The following is a 25849-nucleotide window of genomic DNA, read 5'->3' on the forward strand; positions in this document are numbered from 1 at the left end:
AAATGTATAATCATATTTGACTTTTCTTTCCATAAAAATACCCCCAAATAGTGTCTAACTTTTTGGGGGCAGTCTAATTTTCACAGGCTTTTTTATTTGTTTAATTTTTTTGGTATTTCTTTTTCTTCAACATATCCGAAGCAGTTTGATAGAATGAGATCGTTTCGTTTACTAAATCTTCCCTTTCTTTCGCTAAAGGTTTCTGATCATAATACAATTGGAAATCATCTTCAATTCCTTCTTTAGGCAATACTGTCAATTGAAATTGTTTTACTTGTTGTTTAGGAGAAATGATGGTCAAGATATTATCCTTAATCATCCCTAAATCCTGATATGTTGCAATTAAAGCTCTAGGTTTATAATCTGCTTTTAAAACATCTTGCCCAAAAAATTTGCTTTGGTAATTGAAGTTCAACAGTCCAAAAACAGTTGGCATAATGTCAATTTGAGAAACAAGATTAGTATAGCGTTGTGGTTGTATAAAACCGGGGCTATAAATCATAGCAGGAATCCTGTATTTATCAACTGGAAGTTCTGTTTTACCAGCACTTGATGCACAATGATCCGCCAAGATGACAAAAACAGTATTGGCAAACCAAGGTTGTTTTTTGGCCATTTCAAAGAATTTTTTCATGGCATAGTCCGTATATTTCACACCACCATCTCTGGATTTTGCATCTCCAGGAATATCAATTTTATTATTAGGGTAGGTAAATGGCCTATGATTACTAACCGTCATTATGTGATTGAAAAATGGCTTGTTTTCCTTAGCCTCTTCATTCATTACCTTGATAGCTTTATTATACATATCTTCATCACATACACCCCAAATATTGTCGAAAGTGATTTCGTCAGGGGAGAACGTTTTTTTGTCCACAATGTCATAACCATTACCAGAAAAGAAATCTTCCATATTATCAAAGAAAGCATCACCTCCATACAGGTATTTTACATTGTAGCCTTTTTGTTTGAATACATTTCCTGTTGAGAATTTGTCCTTGTTATCTTTTCTTTTTACTACGCTTTCACCGGCAGTAGGAGGCAAACACAAGGTTACAGCTTCCAGACCACGTACCGTTCTATTCCCTGAGGCATAAAAATTAGTAAACAACAAACTTTCTGAAGCTAAACTATCTAAAAATGGGGTTAGGTTCTTATCGCTACCATATATTTTCATGAAATCAGCACTATAACTTTCAATAGTAATTAAAACGACATTTTTATGGTTTTCAGTCGCAGCACTTTTAATGTCTCTTAAGGTAGATTCACCAGTTAGACCAGGAATTTGTTCTCCTAATAAGGCATAGACTTCTTTTTCCGGTAGTGTTTTATAAAATTTAAAATAGTCTAATTCACTATTCATAAAAGCCAAATAAAATTTATAAACTCCATTGGCCTGCAACTCGTTTGAAAATATATTTTGGGAATTTTCATTGGTTGCTAATGATGGAATAGCCAAAAGGGAAAATCCAAACAATACAAAATACAAACCTGAAATTTTGACTTTTTCAACAAAGGTAGGAATACTGTCAATGTAGGATTTTGATCTCCCAACAATAAAATAGGTAACAATTCCCGCAATAATAAATAAGCCTGTAAATAATGGAACTACAGGATAAGACTCCATTATGTTTCCTATTACCTCATTGGTGTAAACCAAATAATTTACTGCTATGAAGTTATATTTTACTCCAAATTCATTCCAGAAAAAATATTCGCTAATTGCATTTTGCAAGATTAAAACGACAAACAAAAACATAACAAAGCTAAACAACCAAAACCTTACTTTGTTACGGTATTTTGGTAGAAAAAGGAGTAAGCCAAATAGAAACGTTTTAATTCCAATGAAGATTAAACCAATTTTAGGCAGTGCACCACCATATTCATTAAGAATTGATTTTCCTGAGGCTATATAAAGAAATAAAGCCAAAAAAAGACCAAAAATGACGTATCCATAAGGTTTTAGGTATTTTGTATTTGATATAAAAATCAAGTACAACCATAGAAAACCAGTTGCGATAATGAATACAAAGAAATCAGAAACGATTCCTAAAGTAAAAATTTTTAAGGAGTCAATAAAAGAAAATGATGCCTGAGTAATGGGATGAAAGAGCAATACAATTCTTAAAATAAAACTGACTACAACATAGAAAAAGATTAGATTGTAGAAAGGGGATAGTTTTTTTAAAAAAGACATAGATATTTTTTTTGGTAAAATTAGGTAATTTGTTAAAACAACCTACTAGTTTACTGTGCTATCTATTCTTAAATTTAGCTTAAGAACATTTAACTTTAACAATAAGTAGCTTAGAATTGAGTTAAATTTGTTGACAATTGAAGTGCAAAATTAGTAATAAATAGTTCTTTATAGAATTTAAAATAATACACAATGAAAAATAAAATGGCATTCTTATTATTGTTCATGGTAACAATAGGATATTCTCAAAAATGGAATACTGATTTTAGTAAAGCGACAACTGAGGCCAATGCTCAGAATAAGCCAGTTATATTAGTTTTTGCAGGCTCAGATTGGTGCGCTCCATGCATAAAATTGGATAAAGCTATTTGGCAATCCGAAGCATTTAAAAGTTATTCGGCAACAAATTATATTCTTGAAAGAGCCGATTTTCCTAAAAAGAAACAAAACCAATTGACAGAAGAATTAAAGAAACAAAATCAAAATTTAGCCGAAAAATACAATCAAGACGGTATTTTTCCCTTAGTTGTTGTTTTGGATTCTAACGGTAAAGTATTAGGTAAAACAAGTTATAAAAACGTGACTCCTGAAGAATATATCGAATTACTTAATTCATTTATAAAGGGATAATAATGCGACAGCTCTCTTTAATTTTAGTCTTATTTGCTAGTGTAGCAGTTACAGCGCAAGTCACGCAAAAAAGAACGTTGTCCATGCTGGGCAGTCCGTTTGAAATGATTGTTGAAGCAAAAGACATTCCTCAAGCTGATACTTATATTGACATGGCTGTAGCCGAAGTGTCCCGCGTTGAGAACTTAATTTCAGATTGGATTCCGACGACGCCAATTTCTGAAGTCAATAGAAATGCAGGAATAAAACCAGTTAAAGTACCTCAAGAAGTATTTGATTTAGTCCAACGTTCCATAAAAATATCTGAATTAACTTCAGGTGCTTTTGACATTAGTTATGCTTCTATGGATAAAATTTGGAAATTTGATGGCAGTATGACCAAAATGCCATCTCCAGAGGAAATTAAAAAATCGGTAGAGAAGGTGGGATACAAAAATATAATTTTGGATGCTAAAAATTCTACTATTTTCCTTAAGAACCCAGGAATGAAATTAGGACTAGGAGGAATTGGACAGGGTTTTATTGCTGATAAAATAAAAGCATTGCTTGTTTCAAAAGGTGTAGTCGCCGGAATCGTAAACATATCTGGTGATATTAATACTTGGGGAAAACAGCTCAATGGAGAAAAATGGAAAGTTGGAATTAAAAACCCATTAAATAAGGACAAAATTTTCGCCACTTTTCCGCTGGAAGACAGTGCTGTGGAAACTTCAGGAAGCTATGAAAAATATGTGACATTCAACGGAATTAGATATTCTCACATAATAGATACCAGAACCGGTTATCCTGCCTCAGGAGTGATTAGTGTTACTGTTTTTGCTAAATCAACAGAATTTGCTGATGCATTAGCTACTGGTGTTTTTGTAATGGGAGTAGATGTAGGGTTGGATTTAGTCAATCAATTACCAGGAATCGGTTGTATATATGTCGATGATAAGGGAAAAATATTCGCTTCAAAAAATATAGATTTAAAAAAATTCAAAAATGAATAAACTAGCTCTTTTTATAATCGTTTTAGTCACTATGCAATCGTGTGTTGCAGTGAAAGAATATGATAAATTATACATTAACGATCCTGACATGAAGTTAGCGGCAAAACCGTCTGAGAAATACGAAACTACTTTTCAGGTGTATCGTGAGGCTGCAGCAGGAGCCAATGGCGGAAAAACAGGTGGTGGATGTGGTTGTAATTAATATACTAAGATGAAAAAAATAATATTTGTGCTGGCTTTGTTAATAAACATGGCTGCTATTGCCCAGGTCAAAGACTCAATGACTACTTTTAAGAAGAGAGTTTTAGAAAATACCGAAGTAGATCTTTTATTGAGTTACTACAATCAAGATGGTGAGCATTCTGCCGTTGGTGGAGGGACAGGCTCAGAGAAACTGTCTGACATCGCTTCAAATATCGTGGTTGCTCTTCCGTTAAATGACGATGATGTCCTAACTTTTGATGTTGGAGTTTCGGCTTATACGTCTGCGTCTTCAAGTAATATTAATCCGTATGATGCTTCAGGAGTTTCAGGAACGGCTAGTCCAACTCCTTGGCAAGCCTCATCGGGAGCTTCAGAAAGTGACCAATTGGCGTCTATTAGTGCAAATTACAGTCATAATTCAGATGATCGAAATAACATCTGGAATGCTGATGTTTCTTTTTCTAATGAGTATGATTACACTTCAGTTGGCTTTGGAGGTGGTTTTACCAAATTATTTAATGAGAAAAACACCGAAATAAGCATTAAAGCCAATGCGTATTTAGATCAATGGAGACCTATTTATCCTACTGAATTAAACGAATATGCAAAGTATGGAGCTAATTTTAAAAATACCGGAATCTTTTCTGGTGTTCCTATATTAGATCAAAATGGTGCGACATCAAATGCATATTTACCATCGGCATTTGAAACTTACGGCAAGTCAAATAGAAATTCGTACTCGGCTTCTTTTTCATTCTCTCAAATTCTTACAAAAAAGATACAAATGTCTATTTTTATGGATATTTTGCATCAGGAAGGTTTGTTAGGAACTCCATATCAAAGAGTGTATTTTGCTGATAAAGCAAATTTTTATATAGGTCAGTCACAATATATTCCAGTATATTCTACCTCAGAAAATAAAGGAGTATATCAATTAGCCGATGACAAAGAGCGACTACCAAGTACCCGTTTTAAAATTCCGATAGGAGCACGAGTAAATTTTTATATTAATGAATACGTAGTCGCCAGAACCTATTATAGATATTATCAAGACAATTGGGGGATTCAAGCGCATACAGCCTCAATCGAGTTACCTATTAAAATTAGCTCCAGCTTCACTGCTTATCCTATGTTCCGCTACTATACTCAAACGGCTTCAGATTATTTTGCGCCTTATGAAAAACACCTTTCAACGGAGAATTATTATACTTCAGATTATGATTTATCAAAATTCAACAGCAGTCAATATGGTTTAGGGTTCACTTATACTGATATTTTTACGCGTGCTAAAATCTTTGTTTTAGGATTAAAATCAATAGATTTACGATTAAATCATTATTCAAGAAGTGATGGGCTTTCGGCAAATATTGCTTCTTTAGGTTTTAAATTTGTAGTGGAATAAAAAACAAGGGTATGCATATTTTAATAGTGGAGGATGAAGCAGGTATTGTTCAATTTCTCCAACAAGGTTTAGAAGAAGAAGGCTATCAAATTACCAGTGCTTCTGATGGATTACAAGGGTTTGAACTCATTCAGAAGCAGCAATTTGATTTGATTCTTTTGGACTGGATGTTACCCAAGATTAGTGGGTTGGATTTGTGTCGAGCTATTCGAAAAAAAGATAGTACCACGCCAATAATATTTTTGACGGCCAAAGATACGGTTCAAGAGACAATTGAAGGCATTAAGGCTGGAGCCAATGATTATATCAAAAAACCGTTTAGTTTTGAAGAGTTAGTGGAACGCATTAAAATTCATTTTCGAAATCAGAATGAACAGGATATTTTAACTCTTGGAAGAATACATATTGATATTGCAAAACACATTGTTTTATCCCATGAAACTGAAGTACAGCTAACTAATAGGGAATTTAATCTTTTATGTTATTTAGTTAAAAATAAAGGTAAAGTATGTACTAGAAATCAAATTATAGAGGATGTTTGGGATATTCATTTTGATTACGACACTGGTGTTATAGATGTTTTCATTAACGCGATCCGCAAAAAATTAAATTTAAAAATAGAAGAGGACTATATAAAAACAATTCGTGGTGTAGGTTACATCGCAAATGACTAAATATTAATGCAACAATTTTCATTCAAAAATAGAATTGCCTTCAATTACATTATCACCACAGCTTTATTGATTTTTGTGGTGTTTTTTACTATTTATTCTATCGTCAAGTTCAGCGTTTACAACCATCTTAATAATGATATTGGTAATGAGGTAAAAAATCACTTAAACGAAATTGAAGTAAGAAATAGTTCTATTTTTCTTATCCATGAGGAAGAATGGAAGGAAAGAGAGCACAACACTGTTGATGTAAACCCCGTTTTTATTCAGTTTTTAGATACTAAAGGAAATCTACTTGAAAAATCACCCAACTTAAAAAAACAAAACTTAACGCTTCATAAGAATATTGAAGACAAGGAATTATTTGACACTAAATTGTTAAATAACAAAATTCGTCAAATACAGATTCCGATATACCAGAATACTGAAAAAATAGGCTATTTATTGATTGCGATGTCTCTGGAAGATGCCACAATGGTCCTTCAAAATTTATTCGAGGTATTGATTATTGCTTATCCCTTAATTCTAATTGTACTCTTTCTGATTGCAAGATTTATTGCCGGAAGAAGTATAAAACCGATCAGTTCTATCATTGAGACTTCTAATATCATTACCAAAGATAATTTAATATCCAGGATTCCATTACCTCAAAACCGTGATGAACTTTATGTTTTATCTAAGACAATAAACAATTTATTAGATAGAATTGAAAATACGATCGAAAGGGAAAAAGAATTCACCTCTGATGCTTCACATGAATTAAGGACTCCGTTGACGGTAATAAAAGGGACGCTGGAAGTTTTAATAAGAAAGCCAAGAAATCCCGCAGAGTACGAAGAAAAAATTAATTTTTGTATTTCTGAAGTAGATCGCTTAAACAATTTGGTAGATCAATTGCTGTTGCTAGCTCGGTTCGAAAATCAAAAACAAAGTTTAAAAAAGGAAAAATTTTGTTTAAATGCAGTTATTCTAGACTCAATTTCAAGATATTCGAATACAATTCAAACTAAAAATATTCAGGTTATAACTGAATTCAAAAAGGACTACTATATTAAAACGGATGTTTATTTATTCTCAATAATAATTAACAATTTGATTTCCAATGCGTTAAAATACTCAGATAAAAATGCTAAATTAGCTATTGCCATTATAGAAAAAAATAACAAGATTGAATGCAGTATAATCGATTCTGGTATCGGGATATCGTCTAAGGATGTTGAAAAAGTGTTTAATGCGTTTTTTAGATCAGATGCAACTGATCATCCTGAAATTAAAGGAACGGGATTAGGTTTGTCAATAGTGAAAAAATTATCCTTATTACTTTCTATTGATATTCAAATTTCAAGTCAGGAAAACGTGGGAACGGCAGCAAAGTTAATCTTCTTAAAAGAAGACCTTAAGTAGTTCTTAAGACAAACCTTACCTATTTACTGTATTTTTGAAATATAAAATAAAGTGAAAAATGCTTGAAAAAATTATTGCTTTTAGTCTTAAAAACAAACTTATTGTTTTATTATTTACCTTAGGAATTTTCGGATTTGGAATCTATTCTATTTTCCAAATTTCTATAGGTGCTGTGCCTGATGTAACTAATAATCAGGTACAAGTGATTACTACTTCAAGTAATCTTTCTACTCAAGATATTGAACAATACATCACGTATCCGGTAGAAATTGAAATGGCAAACTTGCCAGGCGTGCAAGAAATTCGATCTATTTCTAAATTTGGTTTGTCTGTGGTAACCATTGTTTTTGACGATGACTTAGGAACCTATTTACCCAGACAATTAATCGCCGAAAAAATAAAATCGGCATCAGAGAAAATTCCAGCGGGTTTTGGAACACCTGCAATGGGACCGATTACCACAGGACTTGGAGAAATTTATCAATATACGCTAGAAGTAAAACCCGAATTTAAAAACCTCTATTCAGTAACCGATTTAAGAACCATTCAGGACTGGGTTGTAAAACGCCAATTATCAGGGATAAAGGGAGTGGTTGAAATAAATACCTGGGGAGGCTACTTGAAGCAATATGAAATTGCGATTACGCCTTCTAAGTTAAAAGCCATGAACATCAGTGCTACAGATGTTTTTACGGCGCTTGAGAATAACAATAGTATTGCCGGTGGTGCTTATATCGAAAAAGTAAATCAGAGTTACTTCATTCGAGCCGAAGGAAAAGTAAAATCACTAGCCGATATTGAAAATATAGTAGTTAAGAACTTAAACGGAATGCCTGTTTATGTAAAAGATGTGGCTGATGTCCGTTTTGGTTCTGCCAATCGTTTTGGAGCAATTACAGGTAACGGAGAAGGCGAGAAGGTACTCGGACAGGTGATGATGCTGAAGGGTGCCAACTCTAAACAAGTAATAAATGATGTAAAGGACAGAATTGCCGAAATCCAAAAATCTCTACCACAAGGAGTTTATATTAACGGATTCCTAGAGCGTAGTGAGCTTGTTGGTAAAACGACTTTTACAGTTGCAGAGAACCTTATTCTAGGTTGTTTAATCGTAATTTTTGTCGTAGTCCTATTACTGGGTAACTGGCGTTCGGGATTAGTGGTAGCCTCGGTGATTCCGTTGTGTTTATTATTTGCTATTTCGTTGATGAATATTTTTGGAATAGATGCTAACTTAATGAGTTTAGGGGCAATCGATTTTGGGATAATTATTGATGGAGCCGTCATTATCGTTGAGTTTATTGCCTTTCAAATAGCTAGTAAAGCAAACCAATTAGGCCCAATGTCTAACGAAGATCGCCAACTTGAAATTGATCAAATCACCTATAAGAGTGCTTCTAAAATGATGAATTCGGCTATTTTTGGACAATTGATTATCTTGATTGTGTTTATTCCAATTCTTTCTCTATCAGGTATCGAAGGTAAAATGTTCAAACCTATGGCGATGACTTTTAGTTTTGCCCTAGTGGGAGCCATGATTTTTTGCTTTACTTATGTTCCTGTCGTCTCTTCACTTTTTTTGAAACCTAAAGAAGAAAATCCTAACTCATTTTCCAGTAAATTAATTCGAAAATTAAATTCTTGGTATCTTCCTGTTATAACATGGGCTTTAAGTAATACTAAAAAAGTATTGTATGGCGCTTTGGGATTATTAGTGATGGCAGTAGTTCTATTTACTACAATGGGAGGAGAGTTTATTCCCACTTTAGACGAAGGAGATTTTGTTATTCAGCCCGTTTTAAAAACAGGAACTTCCTTGACAAAGACGATTGCTACAACTACTAAAATTGAAAAAATTATTCTAAAAAACTTTCCTGAGGTAGATCAAGTGGTCAGTAGGATAGGTGCCGCCGAAGTTCCTACAGACCCTATGAGTATGGAAGAAAGTGATATTATAGTTAAGCTAAAGCCAAAATCAGAATGGGTATCAGCAAAGAGTAAAGATGAACTTGCAGATAAAATCAAAGCAGCGATTGAGAAACAAATTCCAAATATGGAAATTGAATTTACGCAACCAATCGAAATGCGTTTCAACGAATTAATTTCGGGAACCCGTTCTGATGTGGCTGTAAAAGTATTTGGTGAAGATTTGAATGTATTAGCTAAGAAAGCACATGAAATCAAAAAAGCAATTGAAAAAGTCGAAGGAGCTTCAGATATTATTATTGAAAAAACGGAAGGCTTGCCGCAAATGAGCGTACGATATGATCGTTCTAAAATTGCGCGATATGGTTTGAATATTTCAGAGTTGAATGATATGATTGCGATGGGATTTGCCGGAAAAACAGTGGGTAATGTATTTGAAGGTGAAAAACGATTTGACATGGTAATCCGTTTGGATGAAACCAATAGAACCGATATTAATGACTTGAAAAATTTATATGTTTCAACTTCTACTGGAGAGCAGATTCCGTTACAGGAATTAGCAAATATTGAATATACTGAAGGCCCAGCAAAGATTTCCAGAGACAATACAAACAGACGAATTGTCGTGGGGATTAATGTGAGAAATAGAGATCTACAAAGTGTCGTCACTGATATTCAAAATATTATAAATAAAGAAATCAAACTACCTCCAGGTTATTATGTTCAATATGGAGGACAGTTTGAAAACCTTCAAAGTGCCAAAGCCAGATTAATGGTTGCGGTTCCTATAGCCTTAATCTTGATTTTCATCTTATTGTATTTTGCCTTTGGTTCTATCAAAGAAGCTTTAATGGTATACTCAGCAATTCCGCTTTCGGCAGTGGGTGGAGTACTATTTTTATGGATGAGAGGACTGCCTTTTAGTATATCAGCGGGTGTTGGTTTTATAGCGCTCTTTGGTATTGCAGTATTAAACGGAATCGTATTAATCGAACATTTTAAAGAACTAAAACATCAAGGAATGAAAAATATTGATGAACTTATATTGAAAGGAACTACAGATAGATTGCGCCCTGTTTTGTTAACGGCAGCCGCTGCAGCCTTAGGATTTTTACCAATGGCAATATCTTCTTCTGCAGGAGCAGAGGTTCAAAGACCTTTAGCTACAGTCGTAATTGGAGGATTATTTACAGCAACAATTTTGACTATGGTAGTGCTACCAATATTATTTAAAGTTTTTGATGGAAAAGAGTTTAAAAAGGCAAAGTTTAAAAAACATCATAGTAGCTCCTATTTAATTCTATTGTTGTTGAGTACGTCGTTTGCTTTTTCACAAAATTCAAATCCCGAATTAGACAGTTTGATAGGAAAAGGGATTACTAATAACCAAGGGCTAAAAGCGTATCAATTGCAGGTTGATAAATACCAGGCCAATATAAAAAGTGCTTATACCTTTGACAAAACCAATATTTACTACAATTACGATCAGAATAATTTAGCTTCCAATAATGAACCATTGAAGATTTTTGGAGCGCAACAACGCTTTTCTTTTCCAACGGTTTATGGAGCACAAAAAAAAGTAAATGAAACGGAATATGAAAAGGAAAAAGCCAACTTTGAAATTCAAAAAAACAAACTTTCGTTAGAAATTTCTAAAGTATATTATCACATTGTCTATTTACAAAACCAGGAAAAATTATACTTCTATTTGGATAGTTTATATCAAAATTTTTCAAAAGCAAGCGACAGACGTTTTGAATTAGGTGAAACCAATTATCTCGAAAAAATAACGGCACAAGCCAAATTTCGACAAATAAAAACAAGTCTTTCTCAAATTGAAAATGATAAAAAAGCAAAGTATGATTTGTTGTATTCCTTGATTCAAACGGATGAAAAAATAGTCATAAAAAACAATTCGATCAGTCCGCTATTTAATTCAACTGAAGAATTAAGTAAAAGTATTCATAACAAATATTTAGAGAGTGTTACGAATAATTATAAAAGCCAAATTAAACTTGAAAAACAACATTGGTTACCTGATTTGCATTTGGAATATTTTAGAGGGTCAAACAAAGGCTTGTCACAATCCTTGAATGGTTTTCAGATCGGAATTGGAGTTCCACTTTTATTCTCCGGAAATATTTCGAAATCAAAAGTAGCTGAGCTAGAATTACAAAGCTGGGAGCAACAAAGGCTAAATGAAGAACAAAAAAGAGAGCAGTTTGTAAATCAAAAAAAGAACGAATTAGCAAAGTATCAGGAAGCAATAAATTATTACAATCAATACGGAAAAAAGTTATCGGATGAAATTATTAAGGTGGCGAATTTAAGTTATAAACACGGAGAAATAGATTTCTTTCAATACATTCAAAGTTTAGAGAACGCAACCACTATTCAAGTAGAATATCTAGACAACGTACTTCAATTCAATGCGACCCAACTCGATTCACAATATCTTAATTTCTAATACCTTAAAAATGAAAAAAGCACTATATATATTCGCCTTATCAACCGTTCTATTGTCATGCAAGGATACTAAAACAGAAGAAGCAGTTGTCAAGGATGACACCATGGTTACTGTTACTGCATCGCAATTTAAATCTTCGGGAATGGAAATAGGAAGCCCTACGGAACAAGACTTTGAAGTAACTGTAAAAACAGCTGGAAAGATTGATGTTCCGCCGCAAAACAGAGCCAAAGTAACAACTTTCGTGGGAGGTAATATAAAATCAACTACGCTATTAGTTGGAGATAAAGTGAGAAAAGGACAAGCACTATTAACTTTAGAAAACACAGAATTTTTAGATATTCAAAAAGAATATTTGGAGATAGCAGAACAAATTAAATATCTAAAATCAGAATACGAGCGTCAAAAAACATTGTTTGACGAGAAAATTACTTCTCAAAAAAATTACCTAAAAGCCGAAAGTGATTATCGCAGAGCAAAAGCAATGTATCAAAGTTTAAGAGCCAAATTGCAGCTGTTAAGTATTAATCCTGCAAACGTCGAAAACGGTAAACTGACTTCGGTAATTACCATTTACGCGCCTATTTCGGGTGATATCGTGGTAATGAATGCCAACGTTGGGATGTATGTAGCGCCTTCGGATGTTATGCTTGAAATTATTCAAACAGAACATTTGCATTTAGAGCTAAATGTATTCGAAAAAGACATTTTAAAAGTAAAAGTGGAACAAGATATCAATTTTACGGTTCCAGAAGCTACAAAAGAAGTATTCCATGCCAAAGTACATTTAGTAGGGAAATCTATTGAAGGGAATGACAGAACAATCAATGTTCACGGGCATCTAGATGATAATATAAAACAAAAATTAATTACAGGGATGTTTGTGGAAGCGGCTATTGTGGTAGATTCTAAAAAAGGGCTGGCAATCCCTGCTGAAGCTTTAATTACCGAGGACAACAAAAATTTTGTACTTTTATTGAAGCAAGAAAAAAATGAAAGTTATTTCTTAAAAAAGATAGCGGTAAAAATAGGCGAGAAATCAGAGAAATTTGTTGAAATTCTACCTGACAACCAAATTAATTCTTCCTCTAAAATTTTAACAAAAGGCGTTTTTGACGTGGTTAATTAATTGTAAAATATGGATTTAAGTAAATTGAAAGGTCAATTGCAAACTGAAGTTGACACCGCTTTCCTTTATGATAGTATCGCCAAAATTCAAGAAGATGAGAATTTAAACAGAGTCTTGCGCGGTTTGTCGGACATTGAGAAAGGACATGCGCAACATATGTTGAATAAAGTACGAACAATTGAAGCAGGATATAAAATGCCTGCAGCATCTTCAAGAGCTAAATTTCAACTAAAATTAGGTAAGCTATTTGGTTACGGATCTATAATCAGTAGTTTGTCAAGTATCGAAAAACAATTTGCTGTCAATTCGATAAAGAATAAAATTGAAAAAGGAGAGAAACCTACTGGTTTTGAACACAATCATCTTGACATTATAGAAGCGGTAAATAACAATGCCGCTTTAAATGTGTCTGGAGGTTTTCTTTCTAAATTTGAAAGCCGCCATAAATCAGTAGGAGGGAATGCATTGCGTGCCGCTGTTTTAGGCTCGAATGACGGCTTAGTTTCAAATATGAGTTTGGTCATGGGTGTTGCTGGAGCAGCAGTTTCAAACAATACGATATTACTAACGGGGATAGCAGGCTTAATGGCTGGTGCTATTTCAATGGCATTGGGAGAATGGCTTTCAGTTCAAAGTTCAAGAGAGTTAAATCAACGCCAAATCGACCTAGAAACGGAAGAGTTAGAAGCATCTCCTGAAGAAGAAAAAAAGGAATTGGTTTTATTATATCAGGCCAAAGGAATGAATGTTGTTGAGGCACAGAAACTGGCAGATAAAGCATTTGAAAGCCATGAAACAGCCATTGATGCAATAATTACTGAAGAATTAGGTATCGACAAGGAAGAATTAGGAGGCTCAGCCTGGGAAGCGGCAATTGCTTCCTTTGTTTTATTTTCAATTGGCGCTATTATACCTTTATACCCTTTTATGTTTTTAGATGGGAAAAATGCTATACTTTTGAGTGTCGGTAGTAGTGTTATCGGACTTTTTGGAATTGGGGCTGCCATTACTTTATTGACGGGGAAAGGGGTTCTGTTTTCGGGATTCAGACAAGTTTTTTTCGGATTAGCTGCAGCTGCCATTACTTATGGTATTGGATCGTTGATTGGAGTTTCGCTGGCGGGTTAATGATTACACCATATCAAGTCGCACAAATTTATTCAAAACAGATTATTAATTATTTAAATACAATACTATGAATGATGCACATTTACACCTAGTGGTAAACCATTTTCCAATTATCGGAACAATCTTAGGCTTGGGAATTTTGATTGCTGGATTGCTTTTAAAAAATAATTCAGTCAAAAATACTGCTTACATAGTACTTGTAGTCGCCGCTATTTTTGCATTTTTAAGTATGTATACTGGCGATGGAGCTGAAGAAATGGTGGAAGATATGCCAAATATAGGCAAACAAATCATCCATGAACATGAAGAATTAGCAGAAAAGTTAGCCTTGTTATTATATGCAACAGGAATTTTTAGTTTAGTAGCGCTATACACAAGTGTTAAGAGTCATAAATTTTCTAAAATGGCATCTTATATTACACTTGCCTTAGCTTTAGGTGCCGCAGTGTTAGGATCAAGTGTAGGAACTTCAGGTGGAGAAATTCGTCACACTGAAATTCGTGATAATGCAGTGAATTCAGCTATTGAAAACGGCAATTCGAACTCAGAAAGCACTACTAACGAAAAAGAAGAATAATATTTTTTAACAAATTAGCAAAATTAAGTTAAACTAAAAATTGCTTTTTAATCAAAAAAGCTTTTATATTTGCAGGAGTAAAGAAAAACAAAAAAATTATGTTCGCAATACAATTACATCATCATCATTTCCATTATTGCTCTCAAGCGATGTGTTAATGATATGGTTGTAAGTCATCATATTTTAAAACCCGTTTGAGTACATCAAACGGGTTTTTTATTTAATATCCTTTGTACTCAAACATAATATTATAAACAAACTAAAAAACATTACAATGAGTACATTAAAAATTGCAATCCAAAAATCAGGACGTTTAAACGAAGACAGTATTCAGATCTTGAAAGATTGCGGGATTTCTATTAACAACGGAATCGACCAATTAAAAGCCGAAGCTTCTAATTTCCCTCTTGAAGTTTTATATTTAAGAAACTCAGATATTCCTCAATATTTGATTGATGGAGTGGTAGATATCGCCATTGTTGGTGACAATTTATTGGTAGAAAAAGGAAAAGGAATCCAAGTGATTCAAAAACTAGGTTTTTCTAAGTGTAAAGTATCTGTTGCTGTTCCTAAAGCATTTGAATACAACTCAATTCAAGATTTAAACGGATTACGTATTGCGACTTCTTATCCTAATACTGTGATTGAATATTTCAATTCTTTTGGAGTAAACGTAGATATCCACCAAATATCAGGTTCGGTAGAAATCGCTCCTAATATTGGTCTTGCAGACGCCATTGTTGATATTGTATCCAGCGGAAGTACTTTATTCAAAAACAACTTAAAGGAAGTTGAAATTATTTATAAAAGTGAAGCCGTATTAGCGGTTTCTCCTAAAGTTACTCCTGAAGTTCAAAAACTAATTGACACTTTAAAATTTAGAATAGAATCAGTTTTGAGAGCACGTAGATCAAAATATATTTTGATGAACGTTCCTAATGATAAAATTGAAGCTGTTGGTAAAATCCTTCCAGTATTACGTAGTTTAACCGTTTTGCCTTTAGCGCAAGAAGGATGGAGCAGCGTGCACTCAGTAATTGATAAAGATACTTTTTGGGATGTTATTGATCAGTTGAAAGACGCTGGAGCCGAAGGGATCTTGATCTGCCCAATTGAAAAAATGGTACTTTAATTAAGTAGTAATTCATAAGTATTAAGTTCTTTAATGGTTTTTATGCTCTGAGCAACTTTAAACTCTTAAACTCTTAAACTTTAAACTAAAAATTATGAATAAAATATACAACCCAACACCAGAAACTTGGTCTGACATACTAGAAAGACCAACTAAGACGGTAGACGATATCGAACTTACCGTAAAAGAAATTTTTAAAGAAGTTCAGAAAAAAGGAGACGAAGCTATTGCAAAATACACTTCGATTTTTGACGGTGTCAATTTTGAAACCCTGGAAGTTTCCAGAAAAGAAATTGAAACTGCTGTTGCTGCTGTTCCTGCTGAATTGAAAGAAGCGATTCAGTTAGCTAAAAGCAATATAGAAAAGTTTCATGCGGCTCAAAAAACGGCCAAAGTTGAAGTAGAAACAGTAGAAGGAGTTAATTGTTGGCAAGAAAAAAGACCAATTCAAAAAATCGGATTGTATATTCCTGGTGGGACAGCTCCTTTGTTTTCAACAGTTTTAATGTTAGCTGTTCCTGCAAATATTGCAGGGTGCAAAGAAATTATCTTGTGTTCACCTCCAGATAAACAAGGAAATATAAATCCTGCAATTTTATATGCCGCTCAACTATGTGGTGTTACTAAAATTTTAAAAGTAGGAGGAATTCAGGCGATTGCCGGAATGACCTTTGGTACTGAAACAATCCCGAAAGTATATAAAATATTTGGACCAGGAAATCAATTTGTAACTGTAGCAAAGCAATTAGCAACCCAGTTTGGCGTAGCAATTGATATGCCTGCAGGTCCATCAGAATTATTGATTGTAGCAGATGATACTGCTGTTGCAGCTTTTGTCGCTTCTGATTTATTGTCTCAAGCAGAGCACGGTGCTGACAGCCAAGTGATTTTAGTTTCTACTTCAAAGAAATTAATTGATGAAGTCGAAAACGAAATTCAAATCCAGTTAGACGCTTTACCTAGAAAAGAGATTGCTGAAAAGGCTATTGCCAATTCGAAATTGATTTTTGTAGAGAATGATTCCATTGCATTAGAGCTAATTAATGAATACGGACCAGAACATTTTATTATTTGTTCAGAATCAGAAGCATTTTTTACAGATGGAATTGACAATGCAGGTTCCGTTTTTATTGGTAATTTTACTCCGGAAAGCGCTGGTGACTATGCTTCTGGAACAAATCATACTTTACCGACAAATGGCTATGCGAAGAACTATAGTGGTGTAAATTTAGATAGTTTTACCAAAGCTATGACTTTTCAAAAAATATCCAAAAAAGGGATACAAAATATAGGAAAAGCGATAGAAATCATGGCGGAAGCTGAAGGTTTACAAGCGCACAAAAATGCAGTTTCTTTAAGATTAAAAGCGATTGAAGATGAAAAATAATTTTGATATCAATACATTAGTTCGTGAAAACGTACTAAAAATGAAGCCTTATTCGTCTGCCAGAGATGAATTTGAAGATTTTAATACTGCCGAAATGATTTTTTTGGATGCCAATGAAAATCCTTTTGAGACTGGAGTTAATCGCTATCCTGATCCGCAACAAGCAAGCGTAAAAGCAGTTTTGGCAAAGCAAAAAAATATTCTTCCAAATCAGATATTACTAGGGAACGGAAGTGATGAAGTACTGGACTTACTATTCAGGGCTTTTTGCGAACCGAATAAAGACAATATAATCTCTTTACCTCCAACCTATGGAATGTACGGTGTTTTGGCAAATATTAATGCCGTAGAGAACAAAGAAGTATTTCTTTCCACTGATTTTGAACCGCAAGTAGATGCTATTTTAGATGCTGCAAATGAGTATACGAAAATTCTCTTTTTATGTTCTCCTAATAATCCAACAGGAAATTCCTTTTCAGATGAAAGTGTAGTGAGCTTGCTACAGAATTTTAAAGGTTTAGTCGTAATTGACGAAGCCTATATCGACTTTTCTAATAAACAAAGTTGGCTGAATGAATTAGATGAATATCCAAATTTAATTATTACTCAAACTTTGTCTAAAGCTTATGGTTTAGCAGGTATCCGTTTGGGAATTTGCTATGCTTCAAGTCAGGTGATCACGATTTTAAACAAAATTAAACCACCTTACAATGTAAACGAGCTCACTCAAAAAAGAGCTTTGGAACGTCTATCTGACCAAGAAAAAATACAACTTGAAATTGACTCTATTGTAGTACAAAGAGAGGATTTGATTAAAGTTTTACATAAAGTGAAATTTGTATCTAAAATATATCCGACTGAGGCTAATTTTATTTTAATTAAAGTAGATGACGCTAATAAAAGATACAGTGAGCTAATCGCTAAAGGAATTGTTATTAGAAACAGAACCACACAACCTTTATGCGAAAACACTTTACGTTTAACTATTGGAACAGCAGAAGAAAATAAAAAGTTGATGGAGGCTTTGTTAGCCATTAGTTCATAATTATTTTGATAAAAATTAAAACCATAAAAATGATAACCATAAATAAAAAATTGATCTTGACACTTTTTATTTCATTAAGTGTTAATTGTTTTATGAATGCACAAGACATAGAAAAAACAGAAACTGGAAAAATATATTTTCTGCGTTCGACTGGTTTTGCAGGATCTGCCGCGGCATTCAAAACATTTATTGACGGAGAATTTGTTTGTAAACTAAATAACAAAAAGTACTCTGTACATGAAGTTTCAGTAGGTAGCCATGAATGTTCTGTTCAATTTGGCGGTAAAAAATCAAAAGACAAAGCTGAAAAATTCGAGGTTAAAGTAGAACCAGGTAAGATAACTTATGTACAACTTGTCTTTGAAACTGGAGTTTTAGTTAATAATATTTATTGCGAGGAGGTAACAGAAAATACTGCCAAACAGAAAATGACAAAAATGGAAGAAGATGCAAAATGCTTGTAATATTATAAAAAAGCGTTTTTAATAAATACTTATACAATGAAAAAAGTACTTTTTATAGATCGTGACGGAACTATGGTTTTAGAACCGGAAGGATATCAATTAGACAACTTATCTAAATTGGAGTTTTATCCAAAAGCATTTCAATATTTAGCTAAAATCGCGAAAGAATTGGAATACGAATTGGTAATGGTGACTAATCAAGATGGATTAGGAACGGACAGTTTCCCGGAAGATACTTTCTGGCCTACTCAAAATTTCATTTTAAGAGCTTTCGAAAATGAAGGTGTTCTTTTTGATGATATTTTCGTAGACCGTTCGTTTCCTGAGGATAATGCGCCAACGCGTAAGCCAAGAACTGGAATGCTATTAAAATACATTGATAATCCTGCCTATGATTTAGCGAATTCTTTTGTGTTAGGAGATCGTTTGACTGATGTGGAATTAGCCAAAAATCTAGGTGCAAAAGCAATTTTCCTTAATACAACAGAAGGAATAGGAAGTAATGAAATCGCTTCTAAGCGGGAAGAGTTAGATGAAGTTATTACTTTGCAAACAATGGATTGGAAAGTGATTTACGAATTTTTAAAATTAGAAGCTCGTTCTGCAACGATTGAAAGAAAAACTAGCGAAACGGATATTTTTATCAGTTTAAATCTGGATGGAACTGGGAAGAGCAAAATCGAAACTGGAATTGCTTTTTTTGACCATATGTTAGACCAAATTGCGCGTCACGGGCAAATGGACTTAGAAATCCTTGTTAAAGGCGATTTAGAAGTAGACGAACATCATACAATTGAAGATACGGCGATTGCTTTAGGCGAAGTTTTCGCAAAAGCGTTAGGTAACAAATTAGGCATTGAGCGTTATGGTTTTTGTTTACCAATGGATGATTGCTTAGCACAGGTAGCCATTGATTTTGGAGGCAGAAACTGGTTAGTTTGGGAAACCGAATTCAAACGTGAAATGGTAGGTAAAATGCCAACAGAGATGTTTTTACATTTCTTTAAATCCTTCTCGGATGGAGCCAAAGCTAACATCAACATAAAAGCTGAGGGACAGAACGAACATCACAAGATTGAAGCTATTTTTAAGGCTTTTGCCAAAGCAATAAAAGTTGCCGTTAAACGGGATACCGAGAAAATGATTTTGCCAAGTACGAAAGGAATGCTTTAAAAAAGTTGTTTCAAGTTTAAAGTTTCAGGTTGCCACAAAACAACTTTAAACTTTAAACTTGAAACTTGAAACAATTAAGAAATGAAAATAGTAATAATCAATTACGGGGCAGGAAATATTCAAAGTATTATGTTTGCCATCGAAAGATTGGGATTCAAAGCAGTTTTGAGTAACAATGCTGAGGAAATTAAAGCAGCGGATAAAGTGATCTTTCCAGGTGTAGGTGAAGCTAGTTCAGCAATGAAAATGCTTTTAGAAAGTGGATTAGACAGTTTAATTCCAACCTTGACTCAACCTGTTTTAGGGATTTGTTTGGGAATGCAATTGATGTGCAATGCTTCGGAAGAAGGGAATACACAAGGTTTGGGTATTTTTGATGTCGATGTGATTAAATTCACGCCAAAAGTTAAAGTACCACAAATGGGGTGGAATCAAATATACAATTTGAAGTCGGAGTTATTTGAAGGAATTGCTGAAAACGAATACATGTATTTAGTGCATAGTTTTTATGCACCAGACTGTGCGGAATCTATTGCGACCACAAATTATGAAGTAGAATATGCTTCGGCATTGCAAAAAGATAATTTTTACGGAACCCAGTTTCACCCTGAGAAAAGCGGTGATGTAGGAGAGAAAATTCTAGGGAATTTTCTAAAACTTTAAACTTTAAACCTGAAACAAATTATGCGTATAATACCAGCAATAGACATCATCGACGGGAAATGTGTTCGCTTGTCCAAAGGAGATTACAATACCAAGATAATTTACAATGAAAACCCACTAGAAGTTGCCAAAGAATTTGAAGCTCATGGTATCGAATATTTGCATTTGGTGGATTTAGATGGAGCAAAGTCAAGCCAAATTGTCAATTATAAAATATTGGAGCAAATTGCTTCTAAAACAAAATTGAAAATTGATTTTGGTGGTGGTTTAAAATCGGATGCCGATTTAAAAATCGCTTTTGAAAGCGGAGCAAACCAAATTACAGGCGGAAGTATTGCGGTTAAAAACAGAGCCTTATTCGAAAAATGGATTCAAGAATATGGATCGGATAAAATCATACTTGGAGCAGACGCAAATAATGAAAAAGTAGCTGTGTCAGGTTGGTTAGAAGAATCCGATGAAGACTTAATTCCATTTATACAAGCGTATCAAACTAAAGGAATTCAATATGTTATTTGTACTGATATTGCAAAAGACGGAATGCTTGAAGGACCTAGTTTTGATTTATATAAAAAAATTATAGAGCAATGCAATGTCACTTCGAGCGGAGTCGAGAAGTTGGCGGAAGCCCAAGGAATAAAATTAATCGCCTCAGGTGGAATTTCTACTTTTGATGAATTGCCCAAATTAGCCGAATTAGGATGTGAAGGAACGATTATTGGAAAAGCGATTTACGAAGAAAGAATTTCGCTAAAACAATTGGAAAATTATATAATTGGCAAATAATAAAGCTCAAAATATGATAACTTGTTATTTGAAATACACTATAGACCCTTTTCAGCTAGATGTTTTTGAAGATTATGGTAAAAGGTGGATTAAATTAGTTAACCGTTTTGGAGGACAACATCATGGTTATTTTTTACCTTCTGAAGGGGCGAATAATATAGCATTTGCAATGTTTTCCTTTCCTAGTTTAACCGAATATGAAAATTACAGAAGGTTAATTTTGGAAGATCAAGAATGTATTCAGGCCTTTAAAATTGCAGAGGATACAAGATGCATATTGAGCTATGAAAGAACTTTTTTACGCCCAGTATTTGAATAAAAGACTCTTAACTATAAATAAAATGTTAACAAAAAGAATAATACCTTGTCTCGATATTAAAAACGGAAGAACCGTAAAAGGCATAAATTTCGTAGATTTACGTGATGCTGGCGATCCAGTGGAATTAGCTAAGATATACTCGGATGAAGGAGCCGATGAATTGGTTTTTTTAGATATCTCTGCAACAGAAGAAAGAAGAAAGACCTTAGTTGATTTAGTTCGAAAAGTAGCGTCAACTATTAATATTCCTTTTACAGTAGGCGGCGGAATCTCATCTGTAGCCGATGTTGAGATTTTACTTCAGAATGGAGCCGATAAGGTTTCTATCAATTCTTCGGCAGTAAAAAATCCGCAATTGATTAATGACTTAGCTCAAAAATTTGGCAGCCAATGTGTGGTTGTCGCGATTGATGCCAAGCAGATTGACGGTCGATGGATTGTTCATTTGGTAGGAGGAAAAGTACCAACGGAACTAAACTTATTTGATTGGGCTAAAGAAGTGGAAGAAAGAGGGGCAGGGGAAATCCTGTTTACGTCGATGGATAATGACGGTACAAAAAATGGTTTTGCAAATGAAGCGTTAGCCAAGCTTTCAAGCATAGTTAATATTCCAATCATTGCTTCGGGAGGAGCAGGAAATATAGAGCATTTTGTAGATAGCTTTACAGTAGGAAAAGCAGATGCCGCATTAGCAGCAAGCGTTTTTCACTTTAAAGAAATCGAAATAAAAACATTAAAACAGGAATTGAAGGACAATAATATCGAGGTGAGATTATAGAATATAGAAAAAAGAGAAAAGAAGTCAGATTTGATAATCTTTTAATTTTTCAATCATAAAATTATAAATAATGAATATAGATTTTTCAAAAAGCGCAGAAGGATTAATTCCAGCAATCATACAAGACAGTGAAACGAATGCTGTTTTAATGTTAGGTTACATGAATGCCGAAGCCTATCAAAAAACAATAGATACTAAAAAGGTGACTTTTTACAGCAGATCAAAACAAAGACTTTGGACAAAAGGGGAGGAAAGTGGTAATTTTTTGAATCTGATTGACATCAAAAATGACTGTGACGACGACACTTTATTAATTCAAGTGAAACCTGAAGGACCTACGTGTCACAAAGGAACAGATACGTGTTGGGCTACAGAAAACAAAACCAATTACGGTTTCATTTCTGCTCTGGAAGATACCATTCAAGTACGAAGAGAAAATGCAGATTCTGAAAAGAGTTATGTGGCTTCTTTATTTAAACTAGGTATCAATAAAATTGCACAAAAAGTAGGTGAAGAGGCAGTCGAAGTGGTTATTGAAGCAAAAGATGATAACGACGACTTGTTTTTAAGTGAAAGTGCCGATTTACTTTTTCATTACCTAATTTTGCTTCAAGCGAAAGGATTCAAAATCAACGATGTAGTTGATGTATTAAAAAGTCGCCAGAAATAGAGATTTTTTTCTTGTTAACCATCCTATATAAAAACCCAACAGTAATTTCATTTACTGTTGGGTTTTCTTTTTTCTTTTATTTCAGGTTGCAATCCACTATATTTACTATTATTTTACAAAATACCACAATACACATTATGAATTTTGACAATAAAAGCAACACTTTAGAACCTAACCATACAATCATAAAAACTGGATTACACATAATATTGACCACCGATGAAGATGATTTACGTCCCGTATATCTTTCGGGTAATTTTAATAATTGGTTGACGCAGGATAAGGATTTCATGATGGAAAAAATAGGAAGTGGGTTGTATCATTTCAAATTTACCCACGATTTTGACTATCCAAAAACGTTATTGTATAAATTTACAAAAGGGGATTGGAGTGAAGTGGAAATTGACAGGAATGGCAATCGTACCGAAAATAGATCAACAATGAAGCATACGGGAACACAAAAAGAACATGTTGCAAGATGGAGAAAGAACTGGCTCCCCTACAAACAAAACTATTTGCCGCAAGTTTTACTTATATCTGATGAATTTGAGATTCCTCAGCTGAATAGAACCAGAAAAATTTGGGCTTTGCTTCCTCACGATTATGATACTTCAACAGAAAGCTATCCCGTGATGTATTTGCAAGATGCTCAGAATTTATTTAATGAGAATGCTGAATACGGAAATTGGGAAATTGACAAAAAACTGGCTGTAATGTCGGAGTATAAAATTGGGAAGATTATTATAATCGCCATTGAACACGCTGATGAAGACAGAATAAGAGAATATAGTGTTGGCAAAACAATATTAGGAAAAGGACAGGGTAAAAAGTACATCCGTTTTGTAACCAAAACGTTAAAACCGTTTGTCGATAATAATTTTCGTACCAAAACAGATCGTGCTAATACCGGAATAGGTGGCAGTTCGATGGGCGCTTTAATCAGCATTTTTAGCGGATTGAGATACCCCAAAGTATTTGGTAAATTGATGATTTTTTCTCCTTCACTTTGGGTAAAACCTGATATGAAAATAAAAGTTGACGAAGATGTTACTGAGGATACTAAAATATATTTATATGCTGGTGGCGACGAAAGTGACACCATGATTGAACATGTGAAAAATTTCAAGGATCGCGCCATTGCAAGCGAATTTGTAAAAGATAAAATGAAAATTAATTTGAGCATCAATAAGGAGGGAAAACACAACGAGACCTATTGGAGTGATGAATTTCCTAAAGCTATTGAGTGGCTTTTTTTTAACACAAAAGATAACTAGATGAAAACTAAAGAAATAGATAAATTAGAGAATTTTTCAGGAACCGTTTTAATACCCGTTTTTGAAACCACTGCAAAAAGTATTGTTCCAATTAAGTTTGAAGGTTTAGAAATTTCATCCAAAGTGTTCTATGGCAAGAAGGACACTTATTATTTATCCGAAAAAAACGATAATACTTACCTTTTTATTGGACTAGGTAAAAAAATAGATTATAAGGCCTTAAAAACAATAACCAGGAGAGTTGCTGCTAAGGAAAAAGAAGCTTTTGGAAAAAATGTCGCTTTATTTGTACCCGAAGAATTCAGTACTGACCAAGTGGAAGCTGCAGTTTCCGGCTTATTGTTAGGCACTTATAATTTAGGTCATTTCAAAAAAGTAGATGAGCATCCGTTTTTAAACCCTGATTTTGAATTGGAAATTTTATCTTTTAAAGATTATACTGCAACAATCAATAAAGCGATAAAAATTGCCCGCGCCCAACTTCAAACTTTAGCGTTAGTCGACTTACCGCCTAATAAAGTGACTCCAAAGTATCTTGCAAAATGGGCACAGGATAAAGGAGAGAAATACGGATTTGAGGTCAATGTTCTAGGTCTCGAAGCATGCCGAATAGAAGGACTCGGTGCTTTTTTAGCTGTTGGAAAAGGAAGCCAGAATGAGCCACAATTTGTAGTAATGACTTATACTCCAAAAGAAGATATTCCTCATTTAAAGCATGTTGGCTTGGTGGGAAAAGGAATCACTTTTGACACTGGAGGTTTGAACATAAAAACGGCTGGAATGGTTCACATGAAGTGTGATATGGCTGGTGGTGCTGCAGTATTTGGAGCAATGCAATTGATCGCTGATTTACAATTACCCGTAAAAGTAACTGCTATCGTTCCTTGTGCAGAAAATTCAGTGGACGCAAAAGCATTTTTACCTAGCGATGTGATTCACAGTTACAACGGGACTTCAATCGAAATTATTGATACTGATGCAGAAGGACGTTTAGTCTTGGCAGATGGTCTTTCCTATCTAATAAAAAATTACAAGCCAGAATACATTGTGGATATCGCAACACTTACCGGAAGTAGTGTGGGGACGTTAGGCTATGAATGCGGTGCTTTATTTACCAATAACGATTCTATTTCAAAAAAACTGCAAGAAGCAGGAGATTCAGTAGGGGAGCGCCTATGGCAATTGCCACTTTGGGATGTCTACAAACAGGATATAGAAAGTGACATTGCAGATGTAAAAAACTATAGCGGAAAACCGGTAGCTGGCGCTATTAGTGCGGCTAAATTTTTAGAATATTTCACAAACGAGCATGCTGCTTGGGCACATTTGGATGTTGCTGGCGTAGCATTTGGCGACGATGAATTTGCAAAAAGCAAACATGCTACAGCATATGGAGTACATTTATTAACCAAGTTCATTGAAAATTTATAA

Annotated in this window: 23 protein-coding genes; 22 read left to right on the forward strand and 1 reads right to left on the reverse strand. The window is 34.0% G+C overall.

Annotated elements, in window-relative coordinates; all coding sequences use genetic code 11:
- Positions 1-100: 100 nt before the first annotated feature.
- A complete protein-coding gene (locus QO200_RS16060; RefSeq protein WP_371542063.1) occupies positions 101-2197 on the reverse strand; it encodes an LTA synthase family protein in 2097 nt (698 codons plus the stop codon).
- A 192-nt stretch (positions 2198-2389) separates the two neighbouring features.
- Between QO200_RS16060 and QO200_RS16065 the strand changes: the two genes are divergently transcribed.
- The 22 genes from QO200_RS16065 to QO200_RS16170 all read left to right on the forward strand — a co-directional run bounded on the left by QO200_RS16065 (position 2390) and on the right by QO200_RS16170 (position 25849).
- The gene (locus QO200_RS16065) at positions 2390-2827 is read left to right on the forward strand and encodes a thioredoxin family protein (RefSeq protein ID WP_371542066.1); all 438 of its coding nucleotides are present in this window, start codon (positions 2390-2392) and stop codon (positions 2825-2827) included.
- Between the two features lie 2 nt (positions 2828-2829).
- Positions 2830-3819: an FAD:protein FMN transferase gene (locus QO200_RS16070; RefSeq protein WP_371542069.1), complete on the forward strand. Its 990-nt coding sequence runs from the start codon at positions 2830-2832 to the stop codon at positions 3817-3819.
- Positions 3812-4021, forward strand: coding sequence for a DUF4266 domain-containing protein (locus QO200_RS16075; protein ID WP_091429927.1), 210 nt, complete (start codon positions 3812-3814; stop codon positions 4019-4021). The genes QO200_RS16070 and QO200_RS16075 overlap by 8 nt, the downstream gene beginning before the upstream one ends.
- Before the next feature lie 9 nt (positions 4022-4030).
- Positions 4031-5425, forward strand: a complete 1395-nt coding sequence (locus QO200_RS16080; protein ID WP_371542072.1) for a DUF3570 domain-containing protein — start codon at positions 4031-4033, stop codon at positions 5423-5425.
- A gap of 11 nt (positions 5426-5436) precedes the next feature.
- Entirely contained in the window at positions 5437-6099 is a 663-nt protein-coding gene (locus tag QO200_RS16085; RefSeq protein WP_371542074.1) for a response regulator transcription factor, read from the forward strand.
- Positions 6100-6105: 6 nt separating this feature from the next.
- Complete coding sequence (locus QO200_RS16090; protein ID WP_371542077.1) at positions 6106-7500, forward strand: sensor histidine kinase; 1395 nt, start codon at positions 6106-6108, stop codon at positions 7498-7500.
- Between the two features lie 58 nt (positions 7501-7558).
- A complete protein-coding gene (locus QO200_RS16095) occupies positions 7559-11893 on the forward strand; it encodes a CusA/CzcA family heavy metal efflux RND transporter (RefSeq protein ID WP_371542080.1) in 4335 nt (1444 codons plus the stop codon).
- 10 nt (positions 11894-11903) lie between these two features.
- Positions 11904-13022, forward strand: a complete 1119-nt coding sequence (locus QO200_RS16100; protein WP_371542082.1) for an efflux RND transporter periplasmic adaptor subunit — start codon at positions 11904-11906, stop codon at positions 13020-13022.
- A 9-nt stretch (positions 13023-13031) separates the two neighbouring features.
- A complete protein-coding gene (locus tag QO200_RS16105; RefSeq protein WP_371542085.1) occupies positions 13032-14150 on the forward strand; it encodes a VIT1/CCC1 transporter family protein in 1119 nt (372 codons plus the stop codon).
- 67 nt (positions 14151-14217) lie between these two features.
- Positions 14218-14727 carry a hypothetical protein gene (locus QO200_RS16110; protein WP_371542086.1) on the forward strand — a complete coding sequence of 170 codons (510 nt, stop codon included), beginning with the start codon at positions 14218-14220 and terminating at the stop codon, positions 14725-14727.
- Positions 14728-15001: 274 nt separating this feature from the next.
- Positions 15002-15859 (forward strand): ATP phosphoribosyltransferase, encoded by an 858-nt coding sequence (gene hisG / locus QO200_RS16115; RefSeq protein WP_371542089.1) that lies wholly within the window; start codon positions 15002-15004, stop codon positions 15857-15859.
- A 94-nt stretch (positions 15860-15953) separates the two neighbouring features.
- A complete protein-coding gene (gene hisD / locus QO200_RS16120; RefSeq protein ID WP_371542092.1) occupies positions 15954-17246 on the forward strand; it encodes a histidinol dehydrogenase in 1293 nt (430 codons plus the stop codon).
- A complete protein-coding gene (hisC, locus tag QO200_RS16125) occupies positions 17236-18291 on the forward strand; it encodes a histidinol-phosphate transaminase (protein WP_371542094.1) in 1056 nt (351 codons plus the stop codon). Before hisD ends, hisC begins: the two co-directional genes overlap by 11 nt.
- 29 nt (positions 18292-18320) lie before the next feature.
- Complete coding sequence (locus QO200_RS16130; RefSeq protein ID WP_371542097.1) at positions 18321-18755, forward strand: DUF2846 domain-containing protein; 435 nt, start codon at positions 18321-18323, stop codon at positions 18753-18755.
- 36 nt (positions 18756-18791) lie between these two features.
- Entirely contained in the window at positions 18792-19928 is a 1137-nt protein-coding gene (hisB, locus tag QO200_RS16135; protein WP_371542100.1) for a bifunctional histidinol-phosphatase/imidazoleglycerol-phosphate dehydratase HisB, read from the forward strand.
- 81 nt (positions 19929-20009) lie between these two features.
- Positions 20010-20591, forward strand: coding sequence for an imidazole glycerol phosphate synthase subunit HisH (gene hisH / locus QO200_RS16140; protein ID WP_371542103.1), 582 nt, complete (start codon positions 20010-20012; stop codon positions 20589-20591).
- Between the two features lie 21 nt (positions 20592-20612).
- On the forward strand, positions 20613-21377 hold the full coding sequence (locus tag QO200_RS16145) for a HisA/HisF-related TIM barrel protein (RefSeq protein WP_371542106.1): 765 nt from the start codon (positions 20613-20615) through the stop codon (positions 21375-21377).
- Between the two features lie 13 nt (positions 21378-21390).
- Positions 21391-21696 (forward strand): NIPSNAP family protein, encoded by a 306-nt coding sequence (locus tag QO200_RS16150; protein WP_371542109.1) that lies wholly within the window; start codon positions 21391-21393, stop codon positions 21694-21696.
- Between the two features lie 22 nt (positions 21697-21718).
- Positions 21719-22474 carry an imidazole glycerol phosphate synthase subunit HisF gene (hisF, locus tag QO200_RS16155; RefSeq protein ID WP_371542112.1) on the forward strand — a complete coding sequence of 252 codons (756 nt, stop codon included), beginning with the start codon at positions 21719-21721 and terminating at the stop codon, positions 22472-22474.
- A 70-nt stretch (positions 22475-22544) separates the two neighbouring features.
- A complete protein-coding gene (gene hisIE / locus QO200_RS16160) occupies positions 22545-23144 on the forward strand; it encodes a bifunctional phosphoribosyl-AMP cyclohydrolase/phosphoribosyl-ATP diphosphatase HisIE (RefSeq protein ID WP_371542114.1) in 600 nt (199 codons plus the stop codon).
- Between the two features lie 137 nt (positions 23145-23281).
- Positions 23282-24418 carry an alpha/beta hydrolase gene (locus tag QO200_RS16165; protein WP_371542118.1) on the forward strand — a complete coding sequence of 379 codons (1137 nt, stop codon included), beginning with the start codon at positions 23282-23284 and terminating at the stop codon, positions 24416-24418.
- Positions 24419-25849 (forward strand): M17 family metallopeptidase, encoded by a 1431-nt coding sequence (locus tag QO200_RS16170; RefSeq protein ID WP_371542121.1) that lies wholly within the window; start codon positions 24419-24421, stop codon positions 25847-25849. It abuts the gene before it with no gap.

It is taken from the genome of Flavobacterium sp. Arc3 (assembly GCF_041431375.1).
In the GTDB taxonomy this organism is placed as follows: domain Bacteria; phylum Bacteroidota; class Bacteroidia; order Flavobacteriales; family Flavobacteriaceae; genus Flavobacterium.